The organism is Burkholderia ubonensis, from assembly GCF_001718695.1.
In the GTDB taxonomy this organism is placed as follows: Bacteria; Pseudomonadota; Gammaproteobacteria; order Burkholderiales; family Burkholderiaceae; genus Burkholderia; species Burkholderia ubonensis_B.
In genome coordinates this window covers 189,969-203,250 of the sequence record NZ_CP013421.1, presented here as the reverse complement: position 1 = coordinate 203,250, position 13,282 = coordinate 189,969, and the positions used below count along the sequence as shown (strand labels likewise).

The window sequence follows — 13,282 nt, the reverse complement described above, 5'->3', positions numbered from 1 at the left end:
GAGCGGGCGATCGCTCGTTCCCGCATCCGGTCGCGAAAGCGTTCGCCGACGCATCGGCCGGGGTTCGTTCGGTTCGCCGTTTCTTCATGTCCTTGCGCCGCCCGTCAGTTGTCGTCGGCCAGTACGTCGAGCGCGACGAGCTGCTCGTACAGCGCCCGCCTCGCCCGCCAGTTTCGCTCGCCGGCAACGCGCGGATCGCCGCCTTCGAACGCGGCGAGCGCGTCGTCGTCGGTCCAGTACACGATGGCTGCGCCGCGTGCGGCGAGCGCGGCCGCCGCCGCGTCGCGCAGCGTGACCGGCTGGTTGCCGCAGACGCCGCGACCGAGCACGTAGTCGGCCCGGTAGAGCATCGCGTCCCAGCCATAGGCGTCGCCGAGCGAGCACAGCGCCGGATACGCGGCGCGCAGCGCCGCGTCGGGTTCGGCGCCGTCGAATGCGAGCAGCTCGCGCACCGTCAGCGTGTCGTGGATTTCGTCGCGTGCGAGCGGGTCGGACGCCGCCACCTTGCGCGCAAAATCGGCGTCGTCATACGCGAACCATGCGTTCGGCGCGCCGGCTTCCGGCAGTTCAAGCACGTAGATCACCGCGTCCTCCTGGTGCCATCCGGCCGCTGCGGCCACGGCGCATGCGTCGGGCCGTGCATCGCGGCCCGGCGATGGCCGATCGCTGCCGCGGCGCACGCCGTCGAATCCTCGTCACGCGCGCCGCTCGCTCGCCGCGCCGAAAAAAAGCCGCCCCATACCGGCGGCGGGCCAAATTTCGCGAGGTAAAACCCTGTTGGACCGACCGACCGACCGCGCCGCGACCGAGCGACGCCACGTCGTAACGCCGCCGCATCGCAACGGCCGGCGCTCATTCGACGCCCTCCGCTGCCGTCTTCGCCCATACGGCCTTCCGGATGCGCTGCGCGATCCCTTGCGGGCTCGCGTCGAACGCACGCTGCGCGGCCGACAGCGCGCCCTGCGCGATCGCGGCCTCGTCGTGCGTGAGCGGCAGGCGCCCCGCCACGTGCGTGGCGCCGCGCACCGTGCGCGCGATCGCCTGGCGGTTCGGATGCTCGCCCAACGGCACCAGATGATCGGTCTCGCGCACGCCTGCGAGGCAGACCCAGCCGTCGATCACCTCGACCTTGCGGCCGTCCTGCGTCGTCTTGACGAGTACCCGTTCCGTCATCGCCGCCTCCGTGTCAACGGATGATGTCGTAGCTGTAGTCGGTCTTCGACGGCACCATCGTGTTCGCGTCGAGCGCTTCGAAGAATTCGTCCAGCAACATGATCAGCGTGCGCAGCGCGCCCGCGTAGCCCCAGGTCGGATAGCGGTGGTAGTGGTGGCGATCGAAGATCGGGAACACCATGCGCACGAGCGGCGTCTTCGTGTCGCGCTCGAGATACTTGCCGTAGGTGTTGCCGATCAGGAAATCCACGGGCTCCGTGAACAGCAGCGAGCGCATGTGCCACAGGTCGCGCTTCGGATACACCTTGCAGCCCGCGCCGTACGGCGACGCGTCGAACATCGCCTGCACCTTCGCCGCCCATGCCTCGTTGCCGTTGGTCGCGAGCACGTGCGCGGGCTCCGCGCCGAGTTCGAGCAGGAACTGCGTATAGCCGAGCATCTGGTCCGGATCGCCGTACAACGCGTAGCGCTTGCCGTGCAGGTGCGCCTGGCTGTCGGCCATCGCGTCGACCAGCTGGCCGCGCTCCTTCTCGAGTTCCGCCGGGATCGGCTTGCCGGTGACGCGCGAGATTTCCATCAGGAAATGATCGGTGCCCGCCACGCCGACCGGCGCGTTCAGCACGACGACTTCCTGGCCGTGCTCGGCGATGAACTTGCTGGTCTTCTCGCAGCAGTACTCCTGGAACACGAAGGTCGCCTTCGCGTGCAGCGCGCGTTCGACCTCCTCCTTCGTCGTGCCGCCCTCGTACATGCGGAACTCGCCGTCGGTCGGCGTGTTCCAGGTCTCGGACGGATCGCAGATCACGTTGACCTTCACGTCGAACAGCGCGAAGATCCGGCGAATTTCGGCCATGTTGCCGACGACGAAGCCGTCGAAGCCGCCGATGAAGTTCACGCTGTCGTCGGGCACGCGCACGAGCGGCGCCGCGCTGCCGGCCTTGCCGTCCCAGAAGTGCTTGAGGATGCCGAGCAGCGAATTGTCGTAACCGGTGACGTGGCTGCCGACGAACGCCGGCGTATGGGCGAACGGCACGTCGTAGTCTTCCGGCACGCTGCCCTTCTGCTTGCTGTTCTTGATGAACGCGTCGAGATCGTCGCCGATCACCTCGGCCATGCAGGTGGTCGACACCGCGATCATCTCGGGCTTGTAGAGGTTGTATGCGTTCGCGAGGCCGTCGATCATGTTGTTCAGGCCGCCGAACACCGCCGCATCCTCGGTCATCGACGAGCTGACGCACGAGGTCGGCTCCTTGAAGTGGCGCGAGAAGTGCGAACGGTAATACGCGACGCAGCCCTGCGAGCCGTGCACGAACGACAGCGTCTTGTGAAAGCCGTTCGCGACGTACACCGCGCCGAGCGGCTGGCACGCCTTGGCGGGATTCACCGTCAGCGAATCGCGCGCGAAGTTCTTTTGCTTGTAGTCCTCGGTCTTGGTCCACTCGACGATCTGCTTGACCGCCTCGTCGGGATGGTTGAACTCGAATTGCTCCTTCTTCGTGCGGAAAATCTCCTGATACTCGGGTTCGCGGAACAGCAACTCGTGATCGAGGATCTTGTCGGCGGATTGTGGCATCACGTACTCCTGATTCAGTCGTCAAATGGGCGGTGGGCGCGGTGCCGGCGGTCTGCAGCGAGCGTCGGCGGGCGTGGGTCAGGCGGCCTTCTTCCACGGCGCCTTCGCGAGGCTCCAGACCGGGCTCGAAATCGCCATGTCCATGTCGCGCGCGAAGATCGCGAAGCCGTCGTAGCCGTGGTACGGGCCCGAGTAGTCCCAGCTGTGCATCTGCCGGAACGGCACGCCCATCTTCTGGAACACGTACTTTTCCTTGATCCCGGAGCCGACGAGGTCCGGCTGCACCTGCTCGACGAACTTCTCGAACTCGTAGCCCGTCACGTCGTCGTAGATCAGCGTGCCGTCCTTCACGTAGTGCGTCGTGCGCTGGTAGTCGTCGTTGTGGCCGAACTCGTAGCCGGTGCCGACCACCTCCATCCGGAGATCCTCGTATGCGCCGATCACGTGGCGCGGACGCAGGCCGCCGACGAACAGCATCACCTTCTTGCCCTGCAGCCGCGGCTTGTACCGTGCGATCACGGCGTCCATCAGCGGGCGGTACTTCGCGATCACCTTCTCGGCGTTCGCCTTGATCGTGTCGTCGAAGTGGCTCGCGATCTCGCGCAGGCTCTTCTCGATCATCGTCGGGCCGAAGAAGTTGTACTCGACCCACGGAATCCCGTACTTCTCCTCCATGTGCCGGCTGATGTAGTTCATCGAGCGGTAGCAGTGCAGCACGTTGAGCTTCGCCTTCGGCGTGTTCTCCAGCTCGGCGATCGTGCCGTCGCCCGACCACTGCGCGATCACGCGCAGCCCGATTTCCTCGAGCAGGATGCGGCTCGACCATGCGTCGCCGCCGATGTTGTAGTCGCCGATGATCGCGACGTCGTACGGCGTCGATTCGAACGCGGGGCGCTTGTCGGGATCGGTCTTGTCGAACACCCAGTCGCGGATCGCGTCGTTCGCGAGGTGGTGGCCGAGCGATTGCGACACGCCGCGAAAGCCTTCGCAGCGCACCGGCACGATCGTGTGACCGGCGTATTCGGTCGCCTTCTTCTTCGACACCGCCTCGATGTCGTCGCCGATCAGGCCGATCGGGCATTCGCTCTGGATCGAGATGCCCTTGTTCAGCGGAAACAGCTGCTGGATCTCGTCGATGATCTTGTCGAGCTTCTTGTCGCCGCCGAACACGATGTCCTTCTCCTGGAAGTCGGACGTGAACTGCATCGTGACGAACGTGTCGATGCCGGTGGTGCCGATGTAGTAGTTGCGGCGCGCCGCCCACGAGTATTGGCCGCAGCCGACCGGACCGTGGCTGATGTGGATCATGTCCTTGATCGGCCCCCAGACGACGCCCTTCGAGCCCGCATACGCGCAGCCGCGGATCGTCATCACGCCGGGCAGCGACTTGATGTTGGATTTCACGCCACAGTCGGGCTTGCCCTCCTCGAAGGTACCCAAATGCTTGGCGCGCCGCTTGGCCATCTTCTCCGGATAGGCCTTCAGCACTTCGTCGATCAGGGCCTTGTTCGCGGCCTTGCGCTCTTCAACCGTGGCGGTCATAGCATGCTCCATATGTGAGGTCGTTCTCCACTGCCCGCCCCGCCGCGCGCGCCGCGCGGCGGGGCATGTCGCGCGACGCGCGTTAGGCGGTCAGTTCCGACGCGGTCTTGCCGACCTGCGACTCGTCGATCGCGCTCATGATCCCGTGCTCCATCAGCAGATCTTCGAGCTGGTCCATCGTGATCGGCGTCGGGATCGTGCCGTTGCCCGCGTTGTTGTGAATCTTGTTGGCGAGCTGGCGATACTCGTTCGCCTGCTTCGAATCCGGCGCGAACTCGATCACCGTCATGCGGCGCAGCTCCGCGTGCTGCACGATGTTGTCGCGCGGCACGAAGTGGATCAGCCGGGTGCCGAGCATGCCCGCCAGCGCTTCGGCGAGCTCGAGCTCCTTGTCGGTCTGACGCTCGTTGCAGACGAGGCCGCCGAGGCGCACGCCGCCGCTGTTGGCGTACTTCAGGATGCCCTTCGAGATGTTGTTGGCCGCGTACATCGCCATCATCTCGCCCGACATCACGATGTAGATCTCCTGTGCCTTGTTCTCGCGAATCGGCATCGCGAAACCGCCGCACACCACGTCGCCGAGCACGTCGTACGACACGTAGTCGACGCCGTCATACGCGCCGTTCTCCTCGAGAAAGTTGATCGACGTGATGACGCCGCGCCCCGCGCAGCCGACGCCCGGCTCCGGGCCGCCCGACTCGACGCAGCGAATGTCCTTGTAGCCGATCTTCATCACGTCCTCGAGCTCGAGATCCTCGACCGAGCCGGCCTCCGCCGCGAGCGACAGGATCGTGTCCTGCGCCTTCGCGTGCAGGATCAGGCGCGTCGAGTCGGCCTTCGGGTCGCAGCCGACGATCAGGATCTTCTGGCCCAGATCGGTCAGCGCCGCGAGCGTGTTCTGCGACGTGGTCGATTTGCCGATGCCGCCTTTGCCATAGAAGGCGATTTGCCGAAGTTGAGACATTGCGTGCTCCACATTGAGAAAAGAGGTTGAAACCAGGGTTGCGAAATCGCGACCATGTCAGCCTGCCGTGTCCGTATCGCCTTTGGTCTTCTTCTGTCGCACCGCGCATCGGCCAGGAGTTGTCCGCAGCCCAGCAATTGCAGCTTCCGTGCCAACCCGCACGACATTCGTTGCAACGCCCGTCGCGACGGGCCGGCTGCGCGCGGCGCGAGGTCGGCGCCGGCTTCCTTCGTCGTGTCGGATTCCCGACAAACGCCGCGCGCAGCGTCGCAAACGACACGCAGTTGTCGCGCATCCAGGCGTGGTTTTGTCCGCTTCGTCCGCTGCGGCCCGGCGCATCTCGCCTGGTACGGTTGTTGCACCAAGCGGCTTCATGAACACGCCCGCCCATTCCGCTCATTCGCTTCACGCGGCGCCGTCGCCTTTGGATCGTCTCGGCGGCGCAGCCGCGCTCGCGCGCATCGTCGATGCGTTCTATCGCCAGATGGACACGCGGCCCGACGCCGCCGGCATCCGCGCGATGCACGGCGCGGATCTCGGCCCGGTGAAGACGGTGCTCGTCACCTATCTGTGCGAGTGGCTCGGCGGCCCGCGTCACTATTCGGCGCAGCGCGGGCACCCGCGTCTGCGGATGCGGCATCGCGCGTTCGCGATCGGCATGGCCGAGCGCGACGCGTGGCTCGCCTGCATGCGCGCGGCGCTCGACGAATGCGGCGTCGAGCCGGCACTGCGGGACGAACTGATGCAGGCGCTCTTCAAGCTGGCCGACTGGTTGCGCAACACCGGGCGATGACGTTCGCCCTCACCTTTGACGACGACACCGAGGATTTTTCATCATGACCGAAGCGCTCACCCGCACCACGCTCGACGACACCGCGTTCGCGCGGCTCGAAGCCGAAGGCCGTCTGCTCAACCCCGTGCTGAAGGGGCTCACGAATACCTTCGGGCGGGTCGGATTCCGCGGCGAACTCGCGCTGCGTTTCGCGGCCAAGCTCGCCGACGAAGCGCGCCCGCCCGAGCTGACCTGCGATCAGGTGATGGCCGTCGCGACCTTCGGTGAGCCGCACCTGCCGTTCTTCGCGGGCTTCCTGCTGAGCTTCGAATATCTGAAGGACGTCGCCGAGGTGCTCGGCGACACGTTGAGCGCCGGCGGCAAGTACTTCCTGTTCTGCGACAACATCGACCTGAGCAAGCGCTACCAGGTGCCGTACAAGGGCGCGATGTTCTACGTGCTGCCGATTCTGGAGAGCACCGTCTACAACGAGATGCTCGAGCTGCTCTATCTCGAGAAGAGCGAGCTGAAGAAGAAGGACACCGCGGGCAAGCTCGACGCCGTCGCCGACGCGGCGCTCAAGTTCGACGTCACGTTCGACACGATCACGTACGAGGAAGGGCTCGAACTGATGGGTCCGGTGCGCAACCCGAACGAGAACCGGCCCGTATGAGCGGCCGCGAAGCTGTCGCTTCTCGCCACGCGCACGAGCGGGCCTGAGCAACGTGGGGCGGCCCGGCGTTTCCCGCGCGCCGGCACCGGCGCCCGCGGGCCGCTTGGCCGAACCCTGTCCGTCAACCGGAGCCGGAGCACGACCATGTCCCTGCACAGTTCCTTCGTCGCACGCCGCGGCGGCAACCTGCGCGCGGTGCGCGACGACGACCCGCCGCGCCCACGGATGCCCGCCGCGCTCGCCACCTGGCTCGCGTGGCACGACTTTCCCGATCTGCACTCGTGCGGCATCGACGGCGTCACGCCGCTGATGCTGGCCGCGCTGCAGGGCGAGGACGGCGTGCTCGACGCGCTGCTCGCGCACGGTGCGCGGCTCGACGCGCTCGACGACGCCGGCAACGGCGCGCTGTGGTATGCGTGCATCGGCGGCGCGCCCGCGCCGATCCTGCGGCTGATCGAGGCGGGCGCCGACGTCGACCACGCGAACGACGACGACGTCACGTGTCTGATGCAGGCGGCCGCGAGCGGCCGGATCGAGGTGATGCAGCTGCTGCTGTCATGCGGCGCGAGCGAGACGCTATGCGCGCCGGACGGCCGCAGCGCGCGCGACATGGCCACCGATCGTGCGCTGCAGTTGCTGCGCGAATCGCACCGGCTCGCGCATGCGACGCAGGACGACGCGGCATGAGCGCGTGTGCTTCGCGTCGCCCGGCTTCGGGTTACACGCGCGCCGATGCGGCGAGCGCGCTCGACCATCTGCTCCGGACCGTATTCCGGCACGAGCGCCATGCAGCCGGACCGAGCCGCGACGCACACCACACCGCGTTCCGGCGCGATGAGGGCGCGCCGCTCGAACCGCTGCCGCTCGCGGACGCGCACGTCGTCGGCAAGCGCATGCAGCGCGAGCGTTCGCAATGAAGGGGCAACGCGTCTTTCGACGTCTCACGGTCAACGAGCTCGGCGCGTGGCGCGGCCGTCATCCCGATGCGCTGGTGCTCGACGCGCGCGATGCCGACAGTCATGCGCGCTCCGGCTGGCCGGACGCCGTGCGGCTGTCGCGCGACAACCAGGACGAGCTGTTGCTGCGCACGCGGCGCGGCCGGCCGATCCTGATCTACTGCCACCGCGGCAACGCGAGTCAGGCCTGGGCGCGCATGTTCGCGGACTTCGGCTTCACGGTCGTCTGCGACCTGATCGGCGGGCACGCGGCATGGGCCGCGAGCGTTGCCGGCGCGAACCCGTCCGGCAGCCCGGTCGAGCCGGCGCTTGCCGCGTGGCTCGCGAGCGTCGGCTTCGTCGGCCCGAGCGCGCGCGACGCGCACGACAACACGCCGCTGATGGTTGCCGCGTGGCGCGGCGCGCACGACGCCGTCGACGCGCTGCTGGCGCACGGCGTGGCGGTCGATGCGATCAACGCGGACGGCAACAACGCGCTGTGGCTCGCCTGCGTGCACGGCGACCCGGCCGGCATCGAACGGCTCGCGCGGGCCGGCGTGCCGCTCGACCATGCGAACGTGACGGGCGCGACCTGCCTGATGTACGCGGCATCGTCGGGCAAGGCCGAGGTCGTCCGTGCGCTGCTCGCGCTGGGGGCCGATCCGGCGATCCGCTCGCGGGACGGCTTCACCGCCCTCGACATGGCCGCGACGGCCGAATGCCTGCAGTTGCTGCGCCGCCTCTGATGAAGGATCTTGCGATGGCTCATGTCACGTTTTACGAAAAACCCGGCTGCGGCGGCAATGCGGCGCAGAAGGCGCTGCTGGTCGCCGCCGGCCACACGCTCGAGGTGCGCAATCTGCTGCGCTGGCCGTGGACGCCGAAGACGCTGTTCGCGTTTCTCGAGCCGCTGCCGGTGCACGAATGGTTCAACCGCGCGGCGCCGGACGTGAAAGCCGGCCGGATCGTCCCCGAGGCGCTCGACGCCGCGGCCGCGCTCGCGCTGCTGCTGGCCGAACCGTTGCTGATTCGCCGGCCGCTGATGGAAGCGGGCGACGGCCGGATGGTCGGCTTCGATGCGGCGCGCGTGCATGCGTGGATCGGCCTCGGTCCGTTGACGGCGGCAGACGTGACGACCGGTTCGCTCGAAGGCTGTGCGGCCGCCACGACGGGCTGCGCCGCCGCGTCCGCCTGAATGCAATTTGACCGGAGAGCCGCCATGCCTCTTTACGACTATCGGTGCCGCGACTGCGGCCGGACCTTCGAAGCGCTGGTGCGGGCGGGCGCGTCGCCCGCGTGTCCGCACTGCGGCAGCACCGCGCTCGACAAGCAGGTCAGCGCGCCCGCGCCGCCCGGACGCTCGCGCGAGGTCGTCAGGAACGCCCGCCGACAGGCAGCCCACGAGGGACATCTGAGCAACTTCTCGGCCGCGGAGCGCGCGAAGCTGCTGAAGTAGCGGAATGACGGGGGGCGCGTCGGTCGGGCGATGAGCGCGATGCGGCTCTCAAGAGCCGCTCGCGACATCGACGCCCGCCTCCGCATGCCGCCTCACGACGGCCTCACGTCTGCCTCACACGAAGCTCAACAGCTCGACGGTCACCGGTTCGTCGCCGAGCACCGCCTGGCACGCAAGCCGCGATTTCGAGCCGACCCCGACGATCGCATCGAGCTTTTCGTTCTCGGTGCGCTGAATCTTCGACAGGCTCTTGCGGCCCTCCTGCACGAACAGATGGCACGACCCGCATTCGGCCTTGCCGTCGCATTTGTGCGCGATGGCCTCGCCGACGCCGAGGAGTGCCTGCAACAGCGTCGCGCCGACGGCGACATCGTAGGATTTACCGGAAGGAAGAACGGTCAGGATGGTCATGGTCAGATACTCACGGGACGAGAAACACAACAAGGAAAACGGCGGCAACCAACGCGTGACGACATGCCGCGCCGCGGCCGTCACGCGGGAAGCGCGTGCCTCAACTCGGCGACCAGCGCGCGAGCAAAGGCATCGAGCGGCATCGCGATCCGCTCGATGCGCTGCTCGTCGAGGAAGCGCGCCTCCATCCGCGTCGGCTCGTCCGGCAGCACGGCCCAGTGCGTATCGGACGAACGCTTCATGATCTGGCGCGCGAAGCTGCGGGCGAGCTGGTCGTCGAAGCGGCAACCGACGAACAGGAAGCTGCGGCCGCTGCGCCACGCCTGCACCGCGGGCGGAATCGGCGTCTGGATATCGATCTCGGTCAGCACTTCGACGAAGTCGCTGTCGGACACCAGATAGTTCGCGGCAGGCGCATGCGCGCCGATCGGCTTGTAGAGCAGCGCGCCGGCGGACGGCACCTCGGGCAGCCGCGCGCCGTGCGCGTCGTAGCCGGCGAACCATTCGCCGAAATGCTCGGACTGCGACAGCCCCTGCACCTGCGCCCAGCCGCCCGGCCGCATGCGCGCGAGCGCCGCCGCGAAGGTGTCGTCGTACCAGGTGTCGACATACAGGCCCGCCCCGCTAGCGGCGAGCGCGCAATGCAGCGCCGACGGCGCCGGCGAGGCCGCGAACGCGTCGTTCATCAGGCTCACCACCGACTTGCGATGCTTGAAGTTCTCGATGAACTGCGCGGCCTGCGTGAGCCGGTGGCGGATCTTGTGCGGCACGCTGACCTTGTCGGTCATCAGCCGCGCCAGCGCCTCCGCGGTGGCCGGCACGCGCACGTCGGCGCACAGCGCGAGCAGGCCCGGGCCGAGATACGGAATGATGCTGCCCGCCTCGATCCGGCGGGCGATGTGCTCGATCGACATGCTCATGAACGGCTTCCTCACAGATAGATCGCGGCTCCCGCGCCCACGTTGGTCGCGGTGTCCTTCAGGGTCGTGACGATGAACTTCACCTGGTCGGCGTCGAGCAAGGTGTGCAGCGGCAGCGCCAGCGCGCGGTCGCCGATGCGCTCGGTGTCCGGCAGCACGCCGCGCTTGCGGCCGATCGAGTCGCCCGCCTGCATGTAGTGGAACTGCTCGTGCAGCGGATGGCTGTATGCGGCGGTCTCGATCCCGCACGACTTCAGGTCGTCGATCATCTGCGCGCGCGCGCTTTGCGTGAAGCGCTTGCCGAGGTGCACGACGTACAGCATCCAGTTCACCTCGTCGACGTCGTCGGCCGTGTACGGCGGCTTGATGCCTTCGAAGCTGCGCATCTGCTCGTGATACCAGCGCTCGACCTGCTTGCGCTGCGCGAGGCGCTCGTCGAGGCTCGCGAGCTGCGCGAGGCCGAGCGCGGCCGTCAGCTCGCTGATGCCGGCCTGCAGCGGCACGCGCGCGCCGACCGACACCGAGCCGCGGTCCGCGACGCGCCGCTCGCGCAGATAACGCAGCTCGTGCACGAGCGCGTCGTCGTCGGTGACGAGCATCGCGCCCTCGCCCGCGCACAGCGCGCTCGGCGCCGAGAACTCGAAAATCGCGACGTCGCCGAACGAGCCGACCGTGCGGCCGCGGTAGCGCGAGCCGAGCGCCTCGGTGCTGTCCTCGATCAGCGCGAGCCCGTGCGCATCGGCCAGCTCACGCAGCGGGCCCCACGCGGCGGGATGGCCGTTCGTGTTGCCGGCGAGGATGGCCCGCGTGCGCGGCCCGATCTTCGAGCCGGCCTTGTCGGCGCTCAGGCAGCCGCTCCAGTAATCGATGTCCGCGAACACCGGCGTCGCCCCCGCCAGCGTGATCGCCTGCGCGACCTGATGCCAGGTGTGCGATGCGCAGATCACCTCGTCGCCGGCCCCGATGCCGAGCGCGCGCAGCGCGAGCCACGCGCCGAGCGTGCCGCTCGCGACCGCGACCGCATGCGCGCGGCCGGCCCAGCCAGCGAACGCGCGCTCGAATGCTTCGCGCATCGGGCCGTCGCTCCAGCGCGACGAGCGCAGCACCGCGCTCACCAGCTCGATTTCACGCGCACCGCACGCCGGCTCGGCGAGCGCAATCTCGTCAAGTTCCATGGCCGCTCCCATCGTCGGTCAGGATCAGCGCGTTCGCTTCACTCGCATGCGCCGTGATCGACAGGCACATCCCGGCGATCCGGACGAAGTAGACGGCCCGCGCGCCGACGCGCAACGCGGGCGTCTCGCCGCACATGTCGGCGGCGCCGAGCTGCATCGTGCGCACGTCCGGAAAGCGCTCGCGCCACCGGCTCGCGGCGGCGTCGAGCGTCGACGCCGAGCCGATCAGCTCGGCCGCGGCCTGGACTTGCTCGGCGGTGAGCGCCATGTCATTCCTCCACGCCGGCGATACGCCGCGCTTCGACCGTCACGGGCAGCGCCGTGGCGGCATCCATCTCGGGCAGCTCGAGCTGCCAGCCATTGCCGAGCGTGACGAGCCCGCCCCACATCTGCGGCCGCGCCATCGACACGATCGGCTCCTCGAGGTCCTTCTTCGGCACGTAGGCGCTCAGCACGCCTTTGCTGTCTCTGCGAATCATCACTTTCACGATAAAGACTCCGGGGATACGACGGGTTCAGGTCGGCTGCACGGCCGCTTCGGCCAGCAACGGCTTCAACAACGGAGGCAGCGCGGCGAGCAGGTAATCGATGTCGCGCGCGGTGGTGGCCGCGCCGAGCGAGAAGCGCACGGCGCCGAGCGCCTCGTCGCGCGGCACGCCCATCGCGCTCAGCACGTGCGACGGCTCGCTGCCGCCGGACGAGCACGCCGAGCCTGACGACGCGCACACGCCGATCTGCTCGCAGCGCTGCAAGACGGTGTCGGCGTCCAGTCGGCCGACGCGCAGGCAGCTCGTGCCGGGCAAGCGCGGCGCGCTCGCGCCGTACACGTGCACGCCGGGCAGCGCCGCGCGCAGGCCGGCCTCGAACGCGTCGCGCAGCGCGGCGATCCGTGCGGCGTCGGCGAGCACATCGGCCAGCCGCTCGAGCGCCGCGGCGAAGCCGACGATCGCGGGCAGGTTTTCGGTGCCGCCGCGCCGGTGCCGCTCCTGGCTGCCGGGAAACTGCGCCGCGAGCGGCACGCCGTCGCGCACGAGCAGCGCGCCGATCCCTTTCGGCCCGTGCAGCTTGTGCGCGGACAGCGACACCGCGTCGGCGCCGAGCGCCGCGAAATCGAACGGCAGCTTGCCGACCAGCTGCGTCGCGTCGACGTGCAGCAGCGCGCCCGCCGCCTGCGCGAGCGCCTTCACGTCGGTGATCGGCATCAGCACGCCGGTCTCGTTGTTCGCCGCCATCACCGACACCAGCGCGACGTCCGGGCCGATCACGCGCGCGGCGCTGTCGAGATCGAGCACGCCGTCCGGCCGCACCGCGATGAAATCGACCGGACGGCCCTGGGCGGCGAGCGCGTGCGCGAGCTTCAGCTGCGCCGCATGCTCCGTCGCGCCGAAGACGAGCCTGCGCCGCACGGCCGAGGCCGTGGCCGACGCCCCGAGCCCGAGCACTGCGAGATGATTCGCCTCGGTCGCGCCGCTCGTGAAGACCACTTCCCTGGCCTTGCAACCGAGCGCGCCGGCGATCGTCGCGCGCGCGGCGGCCAGCGTGCGCTTCGCCTGCTGTCCGGCGCCATGCTGCGACGACGCGTTGGCCCACACGTCGGTCAGCACGGCGAGCATCGCGTCGATCGCCGCCGGCGCGGGCGCCGTCGTCGCGTTGTGGTCGAGATAGATCATCGTCGCTCCCCGTCGTGC

18 protein-coding genes are annotated in these 13,282 nt (G+C 68.5%); 7 read left to right on the top strand and 11 right to left on the bottom strand.

What is annotated here, in order from left to right; genetic code table 11:
* Positions 1 to 104 precede the first annotated feature (104 nt).
* The 5 genes from WJ35_RS15965 to nifH all read right to left on the bottom strand — a co-directional run bounded on the left by WJ35_RS15965 (position 105) and on the right by nifH (position 5,252).
* Positions 105 to 584: a hypothetical protein gene (locus WJ35_RS15965; protein WP_059475465.1), complete on the bottom strand. Its 480-nt coding sequence runs from the start codon at positions 582 to 584 to the stop codon at positions 105 to 107.
* A 268-nt stretch (positions 585 to 852) separates the two neighbouring features.
* Positions 853 to 1,173 (bottom strand): hypothetical protein, encoded by a 321-nt coding sequence (locus tag WJ35_RS15960; RefSeq protein WP_011880149.1) that lies wholly within the window; start codon positions 1,171 to 1,173, stop codon positions 853 to 855.
* Between the two features lie 13 nt (positions 1,174 to 1,186).
* Positions 1,187 to 2,746, bottom strand: coding sequence for a nitrogenase molybdenum-iron protein subunit beta (gene nifK, locus WJ35_RS15955; RefSeq protein WP_011880148.1), 1,560 nt, complete (start codon positions 2,744 to 2,746; stop codon positions 1,187 to 1,189).
* 78 nt (positions 2,747 to 2,824) lie between these two features.
* Positions 2,825 to 4,288 (bottom strand): nitrogenase molybdenum-iron protein alpha chain, encoded by a 1,464-nt coding sequence (gene nifD, locus WJ35_RS15950; RefSeq protein ID WP_069239502.1) that lies wholly within the window; start codon positions 4,286 to 4,288, stop codon positions 2,825 to 2,827.
* A gap of 82 nt (positions 4,289 to 4,370) precedes the next feature.
* Complete coding sequence (nifH, locus tag WJ35_RS15945; protein ID WP_011880146.1) at positions 4,371 to 5,252, bottom strand: nitrogenase iron protein; 882 nt, start codon at positions 5,250 to 5,252, stop codon at positions 4,371 to 4,373.
* Between the two features lie 373 nt (positions 5,253 to 5,625).
* Between nifH and WJ35_RS15940 the strand changes: the two genes are divergently transcribed.
* From WJ35_RS15940 to WJ35_RS15910, 7 genes are all read left to right on the top strand, one after another.
* A complete protein-coding gene (locus WJ35_RS15940) occupies positions 5,626 to 6,045 on the top strand; it encodes a group II truncated hemoglobin (RefSeq protein WP_045579671.1) in 420 nt (139 codons plus the stop codon).
* A gap of 43 nt (positions 6,046 to 6,088) precedes the next feature.
* Entirely contained in the window at positions 6,089 to 6,697 is a 609-nt protein-coding gene (locus WJ35_RS15935; RefSeq protein WP_011880143.1) for a hypothetical protein, read from the top strand.
* Between the two features lie 144 nt (positions 6,698 to 6,841).
* A complete protein-coding gene (locus WJ35_RS15930) occupies positions 6,842 to 7,384 on the top strand; it encodes an ankyrin repeat domain-containing protein (RefSeq protein WP_045579670.1) in 543 nt (180 codons plus the stop codon).
* Positions 7,381 to 7,614: a hypothetical protein gene (locus tag WJ35_RS15925; protein ID WP_045579669.1), complete on the top strand. Its 234-nt coding sequence runs from the start codon at positions 7,381 to 7,383 to the stop codon at positions 7,612 to 7,614. The genes WJ35_RS15930 and WJ35_RS15925 overlap by 4 nt, the downstream gene beginning before the upstream one ends.
* On the top strand, positions 7,611 to 8,378 hold the full coding sequence (locus tag WJ35_RS15920) for an ankyrin repeat domain-containing protein (RefSeq protein WP_045579668.1): 768 nt from the start codon (positions 7,611 to 7,613) through the stop codon (positions 8,376 to 8,378). The genes WJ35_RS15925 and WJ35_RS15920 overlap by 4 nt, the downstream gene beginning before the upstream one ends.
* Positions 8,379 to 8,392: 14 nt before the next feature.
* Positions 8,393 to 8,827 carry an ArsC/Spx/MgsR family protein gene (locus tag WJ35_RS15915; RefSeq protein WP_045579951.1) on the top strand — a complete coding sequence of 145 codons (435 nt, stop codon included), beginning with the start codon at positions 8,393 to 8,395 and terminating at the stop codon, positions 8,825 to 8,827.
* Positions 8,828 to 8,851: 24 nt separating this feature from the next.
* Positions 8,852 to 9,088, top strand: a complete 237-nt coding sequence (locus WJ35_RS15910) for an FmdB family zinc ribbon protein (protein ID WP_059475422.1) — start codon at positions 8,852 to 8,854, stop codon at positions 9,086 to 9,088.
* Between the two features lie 114 nt (positions 9,089 to 9,202).
* Here the strand turns inward: WJ35_RS15910 and WJ35_RS15905 are convergent, their stop codons facing one another.
* The 6 genes from WJ35_RS15905 to WJ35_RS15880 all read right to left on the bottom strand — a co-directional run bounded on the left by WJ35_RS15905 (position 9,203) and on the right by WJ35_RS15880 (position 13,264).
* On the bottom strand, positions 9,203 to 9,499 hold the full coding sequence (locus WJ35_RS15905) for a 2Fe-2S iron-sulfur cluster-binding protein (protein ID WP_011880138.1): 297 nt from the start codon (positions 9,497 to 9,499) through the stop codon (positions 9,203 to 9,205).
* A gap of 80 nt (positions 9,500 to 9,579) precedes the next feature.
* A complete protein-coding gene (locus tag WJ35_RS15900; protein WP_011880137.1) occupies positions 9,580 to 10,419 on the bottom strand; it encodes an SIR2 family NAD-dependent protein deacylase in 840 nt (279 codons plus the stop codon).
* A gap of 11 nt (positions 10,420 to 10,430) precedes the next feature.
* On the bottom strand, positions 10,431 to 11,594 hold the full coding sequence (locus tag WJ35_RS15895; protein ID WP_011880136.1) for a DegT/DnrJ/EryC1/StrS family aminotransferase: 1,164 nt from the start codon (positions 11,592 to 11,594) through the stop codon (positions 10,431 to 10,433).
* A complete protein-coding gene (locus tag WJ35_RS15890; protein WP_011880135.1) occupies positions 11,584 to 11,862 on the bottom strand; it encodes a hypothetical protein in 279 nt (92 codons plus the stop codon). The genes WJ35_RS15895 and WJ35_RS15890 overlap by 11 nt, the downstream gene beginning before the upstream one ends.
* Position 11,863: 1 nt before the next feature.
* Positions 11,864 to 12,082, bottom strand: a complete 219-nt coding sequence (gene nifT, locus WJ35_RS15885; protein ID WP_011880134.1) for a putative nitrogen fixation protein NifT — start codon at positions 12,080 to 12,082, stop codon at positions 11,864 to 11,866.
* 27 nt (positions 12,083 to 12,109) lie between these two features.
* Entirely contained in the window at positions 12,110 to 13,264 is a 1,155-nt protein-coding gene (locus WJ35_RS15880; protein WP_059475425.1) for a cysteine desulfurase family protein, read from the bottom strand.
* Positions 13,265 to 13,282 lie beyond the last annotated feature (18 nt).

Excerpts from the sequence above, each read along its gene's own strand:
- WJ35_RS15960 (WP_011880149.1), bottom strand. The coding sequence starts at position 1,173 with ATGACGGAACGGGTACTCGTCAAGACGACGCAGGACGGCCGCAAGGTC.
- nifK (WP_011880148.1), bottom strand. The coding sequence starts at position 2,746 with ATGCCACAATCCGCCGACAAGATCCTCGATCACGAGTTGCTGTTCCGC.
- nifD (WP_069239502.1), bottom strand. The coding sequence starts at position 4,288 with ATGACCGCCACGGTTGAAGAGCGCAAGGCCGCGAACAAGGCCCTGATC.
- nifH (WP_011880146.1), bottom strand. The coding sequence starts at position 5,252 with ATGTCTCAACTTCGGCAAATCGCCTTCTATGGCAAAGGCGGCATCGGC.
- WJ35_RS15940 (WP_045579671.1), top strand. The coding sequence starts at position 5,626 with ATGAACACGCCCGCCCATTCCGCTCATTCGCTTCACGCGGCGCCGTCG.
- WJ35_RS15935 (WP_011880143.1), top strand. The coding sequence starts at position 6,089 with ATGACCGAAGCGCTCACCCGCACCACGCTCGACGACACCGCGTTCGCG.
- WJ35_RS15930 (WP_045579670.1), top strand. The coding sequence starts at position 6,842 with ATGTCCCTGCACAGTTCCTTCGTCGCACGCCGCGGCGGCAACCTGCGC.
- WJ35_RS15925 (WP_045579669.1), top strand. The coding sequence starts at position 7,381 with ATGAGCGCGTGTGCTTCGCGTCGCCCGGCTTCGGGTTACACGCGCGCC.
- WJ35_RS15920 (WP_045579668.1), top strand. The coding sequence starts at position 7,611 with ATGAAGGGGCAACGCGTCTTTCGACGTCTCACGGTCAACGAGCTCGGC.
- WJ35_RS15915 (WP_045579951.1), top strand. The coding sequence starts at position 8,393 with ATGGCTCATGTCACGTTTTACGAAAAACCCGGCTGCGGCGGCAATGCG.
- WJ35_RS15910 (WP_059475422.1), top strand. The coding sequence starts at position 8,852 with ATGCCTCTTTACGACTATCGGTGCCGCGACTGCGGCCGGACCTTCGAA.
- WJ35_RS15905 (WP_011880138.1), bottom strand. The coding sequence starts at position 9,499 with ATGACCATCCTGACCGTTCTTCCTTCCGGTAAATCCTACGATGTCGCC.
- WJ35_RS15900 (WP_011880137.1), bottom strand. The coding sequence starts at position 10,419 with ATGAGCATGTCGATCGAGCACATCGCCCGCCGGATCGAGGCGGGCAGC.
- WJ35_RS15895 (WP_011880136.1), bottom strand. The coding sequence starts at position 11,594 with ATGGAACTTGACGAGATTGCGCTCGCCGAGCCGGCGTGCGGTGCGCGT.
- WJ35_RS15890 (WP_011880135.1), bottom strand. The coding sequence starts at position 11,862 with ATGGCGCTCACCGCCGAGCAAGTCCAGGCCGCGGCCGAGCTGATCGGC.
- WJ35_RS15880 (WP_059475425.1), bottom strand. The coding sequence starts at position 13,264 with ATGATCTATCTCGACCACAACGCGACGACGGCGCCCGCGCCGGCGGCG.